This is a genomic window from Acidovorax sp. KPB24-03 (assembly GCF_057546605.1).
Map to the genome: position 1 here is coordinate 1 of NZ_BAAJYR010000257.1, position 4,945 is coordinate 4,945.

The window sequence follows — 4,945 nt, forward strand, 5'->3', positions numbered from 1 at the left end:
GCGACGTGGCGCGGATGAATGCGATCCTTGCCGAGGCGGCACAGGTGCATCGCGTGGATGTGTTGATGAGCAAGGACTATTTTTCTTATTACCGGGATGAGTAAAAAGCCGTGAGGCTGACTGTCAAATAAGGCAAAACAGGCTGGTTGGGGTCATCTGTTCAGCAAACGTGGACGCATTTCACATCCCTCGGGAGTTCACCGATCTGCTTTGGCGTTGCGCGCACTCAGCAGACAAGCCGCCAAGTCACGCACGATGCGTGACTTGGGAAGATCCGGCCGAAAGATCAGCAAGGTTCGAAAGTGCAGCGCTGCAGAGAATGGGCGAAACACCACGCCCCGGGCCGCATAGCCGTCTGTGGCGTAGGGGTTGACCAGCCCCACGCCCAGCCCTTCCATCGCCAGCGCGCACACGGTGGATGAATTGGGGGTCTCTGCCACCACCTTGGGCCCGACGTCGCCTGCCTCCAGAATTCGCGTCAGTTTTCTGCGCACAGTGTCCTCCGGCGAGAGCGCGATGAAGGCCTCCTCGTGAAGGTCCTCCGGCTTGACCACCTTGCGCGCGCACAGCCTGTGCCCCTCGGGCATGGCACAGACTGCTTTGGGCGTGGCGAACAACTGGTGCTCCAGTCCCGCAACATCGATTTCGTCAGCCGCCAGACCGACCTCAAAACGGCTGCTCACCACCAGCTCGCGCACGGTGGCTGAGCTGGCCACCTGCAAGGTGACGGCAATCGACGGGTGCTTTTGCCGAAACAGGCGCAGCGCATGGGGCACCAGGGTCGATCCCATCGCCGCCAGGCTGGCAATGCGGATGTCGCCCGTCCCAAAGTCCCGAATACGCGCTGCACTGATCCGCAGTCTGTCCAGGCCCTGGAACGTGGTCTCCACATCACGAAAGAAGAGATGGCCTTCGGCGGTGGGCACCAACCGACCACGGACCCGGTCGAACAGCGCGAACCCGGTGGTCTTCTCCAGCTCCAGAATGCTGCGGCTGATGGCCGGTTGGCTGATCTGCAGCAGGTCTGCAGCGCGGGACGCAGAGCCCGTCACCATCACCGCGCGAAAGGCTTCGATCTGACGAAAGTTCATTCACCACCTATCAGCTTTGTGCATAGACCCCATCGGTCGCATCATTGATTGTTATCGATCTGGATTCTAAAGTCCTCTCATTCGCCGGCCTACGGACCACGCGCACTGCCCGCTGGTGCTGATGGGTCGGCCCACCAACATTGAAAGGACCACAGCCATGGATCGCAGATCGTTGTTGCAAAAGGGGGGTGCTGCCAGCGCAGCGATGTTGCTGCCCGGTGCTTCGCTGTGGGCGCAGGCGCCATACCCCGACAGGCCCATCAAACTGATCGTCCCCTGGTCTGCGGGCGGCAGCACCGATGTGCTGGCCCGTGCAGTCGGCCAGAGCATGGCCGATGGGCTGGGCAAACCGGTGGTGATCGACAACCGTCCCGGCGCTGCAGGCCGCCTGGGTGTGGACGCGATGGTGAAGTCGGCGGCGGACGGGTACACGGTCGCCATCATCGAACTGGCGCACGCGATTGCACCGTCGATTTATCAGAAGATGCCCTACGACATCATGAACGACTCGGCGGCGATATCCACCCTCGGAGTCTCTCCCTTGGTCCTTTTCGTGGATGCGCAGAAGTACCAGGCTGGGCAGCACCAGAAATTTGTGGCCGATGCGAAAAAGGCGGCAGAGCCTCTGAGCATCGCCACCAGCGGCACGGGCAGCATCAGCCATCTGGCGGCGGGTCTGTACGCCAAAGAGGCCAAGCTGGAATTGCAGATGATTCCGTACAAAGGCTCAGCGCCCGCATTGACCGATGTGGCGGCGGGTGTTCTGAGCGGTCACTTTTGCACCTTGGCAAGCGCGAGCAGCCTGTTCAGTGCCGGAAAAATCGTGCCCCTGATGGTGACGGGCAATCGGCGCGTGCCACAGCTTGCGAATGTGCCCTCTGCCAGCGAGCTGGGGCTGAACACCATGGACTTTGGACAGTGGTGGGCGTTGGTGGCGCCGGTCAAAGTGCCCAAGCCCATCATCACCGCGCTGCACAAGGCGACGGCCACTGCGCTGGCGGACAGGCAGGTGCAGTCCCGGATTTCCAGCCTTGCCATCCAGCTGGGCAGTTGCTCTCCCGATGAGGCCCAGGCCTTCATACGCGCCGAAGCCATCAAATGGGCCAAGGTGGTCAACAGCCTGGGCATCAAGCCGGAATAAGCAGCGAGCAAGAGCCATCCGCATGACCCCACAAGCCCACGTTTCTCCCGAAGCGCCCAACGACCAGTTTCGCAGCCTGTCACCCGCCGTCTGGCGCGCCTCCACCGTCCTGTTCGACACCGTCGCAGACTTCACTTCCCGCAAAGACCGCCTGTTTGACGGCTACACCTACGGCGTCACTGGCACCCCCACCACGCGCGCGCTGGAAGAAAGGGTGGCGGCGCTGGAAGGAGCCCACCATTGTGTCGCCGTCCCTTCCGGGCAAGCGGCGCTGTGTTTGATCGCCCTTTCCCTGCTCGAGGCGGGAGACCATGTGCTCATCGCAGACTCCGCCTATGGTCCACTGCGCACCTTCGCCCGCGACTACCTGCAGCGCTTTGGCATAGAACACGACACATTCGATCCCTTGGCCGGGGCCGACCTTGCGAGCTTGCTGCGCCCCCAAACCAAGCTGGTGTTTCTCGAATCCCCAGGCTCTATCACGATGGAGATGCAGGACATTCCGGCCATCGTGGAGGTGACCCGGACAGCCGGCGTGCGCACGGTGCTCGACAACAGCTGGGCCTCACCCCTCGGGTTTCGCGGCATTCCAGCGGGCGTGGACATCGTGGTGGAAGCTGCATCCAAACTTTTGAGCGGTCACTCCGATCTGCTCCTCGGCACCATCGCAACGGACAGCCGATCGCTGTACGAGGCGTTTCGGACCACGCAGAGTGTTCTGGGGCAGGCGGTGAGTGCCGAAGACTGTTTCCTCGCCCTGCGGGGCATGGACACGCTGGAAGTGCGCTATTCCCACCAGTGCGCCAGTGCGCTGGCCGTGGCCTCGGCGCTCACCAGCCATGACGCGGTGACAGAGGTCCTCTTTCCGCCGCGCCCCGGAGACCGTAGCCACACGCGCTGGGCAGCTTCGTTCACCGGTGGTGGATGCGTGCTGTCTTTTGTTCCGCACTTCCACGGTGATGCCGCCATTCACCAGTTCTTCTCGGCACTGCGGGTGTTCCAGATTGGGGCCAGCTGGGGCGGGGTTCACAGCCTGGCGGCGTACTACCCCGAAACAGAGCAACGAAAACGCAAGCACTGCGCATTCAGTGCGGGCATCGTCCGACTGTCCATTGGGCTGGAGCCTTCGGGCAGGCTCATCGCAGACCTTGAGCAAGCGCTGCATGCCGCTGGCGCACTGCCGTCCTGACCTCCAAGCCCTAGAGAGAAAAGAGCCATCCATGATTGAACGACGCCACTTTTTCCGCTACGCCACCGCCAGCTCACTGGCGGCAGCCATAGGCACTGCATCTGCAACGACGCCTGCCATGACGGGCACTGCAACAGGCACTGGCGCAACTTCGATGTCTGCCGCCGCAGGCTCCAGCGCACTGCAAATGGAACTTGCCGGGCTCTACGACGTGGACCGCACGGTGATCAACCTGGACGCGGCGTACTACGGGGCCATGACCCGTGAGGTTCAAGCCCATTACTTCGAGCGTTCGATGTGGGTGAACCGGTACAACTCCACGTTCCTGCGCAGCGCGGTACAAGGCATTCCGCGCGATCCCGAACTCAACAAGTCGCGCGCAGCAGTGGCCCACCTCATCGGCGCCACACAGGACGAGGTCACGCTGTGCGGCGGGGGGACGGAGGCCCTGTATTCACTTATCGTCAACTACCGGCCACTCAGCGCGGGTGACGCGGTGATCTATGCCGACACCGACTATGACGAAATGCAGTACGCCATGGACTATCTGGAGCAAAGCCGGGGCGCCAAGGTCGTGCGCTTCAATCTGCCTGAGCCCCACACCCGCGCCAATGTGCTGCAAGCCTATGACAGCATCTTGCGCAACACACCGCGCGCCAAGTTGCTGCTGCTGACCCATGTCTCCAACCGCAATGGCCTTGTGCCACCCGTCGCCGAGATCGTGGCCATGGCCAAAGCGCGGGGCGTCGATGTCATTCTGGACAGTGCCCAGGCTGTGGGCCATATGCCCTTCGATGTAAAAACCTATGGCGCGGATTTCGTCGGTTTTTCGCTGCACAAATGGGTGGCCGCGCCGCTGGGTACCGGCGCCATCTACATCAAGAAGGAAAGACAGGCAGACATCCAGCAGTGGCTGGGCAACAAGATCTACAAGGCGGAGGACCTGCGCTCGCGCATTCCGACAGGCACCGTGGACGTGGCAGCCCGGCTCAGCATTCCCAAAGCCTTGGCCGTGCAAGAGCGCATCGGCCTGGAACGCAAGTTCGCCCACCTGCGTGCCCTGCGCGACTACTGGGTCAGCAGGGCGCGGGATGTGCCTGGTGTCGAACTCATGCTGCCGCAGGAGCGCGACAACTATGGCGCGATCAGCGCATTTCGCCTGGCGGGCCTGCGCACCATGGAGCAGGCGCGCAAGGTCCAAGAGCGCTTCATCTCAAAGCACGGCGTTCTGGTGGTCGCGAAGTCAGGATTAGCCTCCGGGCCTGTGATGCGGGTGACACCATCGCTGTTCAACACCACCGAAGAGCTGGACCGCTTGGTAGCAGCCATTCAGGCGGAGCGAAATCTGTTGACTTGAGTTGCAGATGCTGCGGGACATCCGGGCCTGCGTTGAAGCCGAGCCTGCCACGGGCCCGTGGTTCGCCGTTCGGTTTTCGGAAAGACGCTTTGCGATCTTCGAAGCGTTTCCCGATCTGGCGGGGCGGCAGGCGCATGTCGATGGCGGAGGGGCGATATCTTTCGCGA

Annotated in this window: 4 protein-coding genes; 3 read left to right on the plus strand and 1 reads right to left on the minus strand. The window is 62.4% G+C overall.

Annotation, left to right across the window (positions count from 1 at the left end; all coding sequences use genetic code 11):
* Positions 1–197 precede the first annotated feature (197 nt).
* Positions 198–1,091 carry a LysR substrate-binding domain-containing protein gene (locus AC27KI_RS18575; RefSeq protein ID WP_487115188.1) on the minus strand — a complete coding sequence of 298 codons (894 nt, stop codon included), beginning with the start codon at positions 1,089–1,091 and terminating at the stop codon, positions 198–200.
* A gap of 205 nt (positions 1,092–1,296) precedes the next feature.
* Between AC27KI_RS18575 and AC27KI_RS18580 the strand changes: the two genes are divergently transcribed.
* The 3 genes from AC27KI_RS18580 to AC27KI_RS18590 are packed head-to-tail and all read left to right on the plus strand — an operon-like array spanning position 1,297 to position 4,778.
* Entirely contained in the window at positions 1,297–2,232 is a 936-nt protein-coding gene (locus AC27KI_RS18580; protein WP_487115192.1) for a tripartite tricarboxylate transporter substrate-binding protein, read from the plus strand.
* Positions 2,233–2,254: 22 nt separating this feature from the next.
* Positions 2,255–3,421 carry a trans-sulfuration enzyme family protein gene (locus tag AC27KI_RS18585; protein WP_487089273.1) on the plus strand — a complete coding sequence of 389 codons (1,167 nt, stop codon included), beginning with the start codon at positions 2,255–2,257 and terminating at the stop codon, positions 3,419–3,421.
* A 31-nt stretch (positions 3,422–3,452) separates the two neighbouring features.
* Complete coding sequence (locus AC27KI_RS18590; RefSeq protein ID WP_487115190.1) at positions 3,453–4,778, plus strand: aminotransferase class V-fold PLP-dependent enzyme; 1,326 nt, start codon at positions 3,453–3,455, stop codon at positions 4,776–4,778.
* The last annotated feature ends 167 nt before the right edge of the window (positions 4,779–4,945 follow it).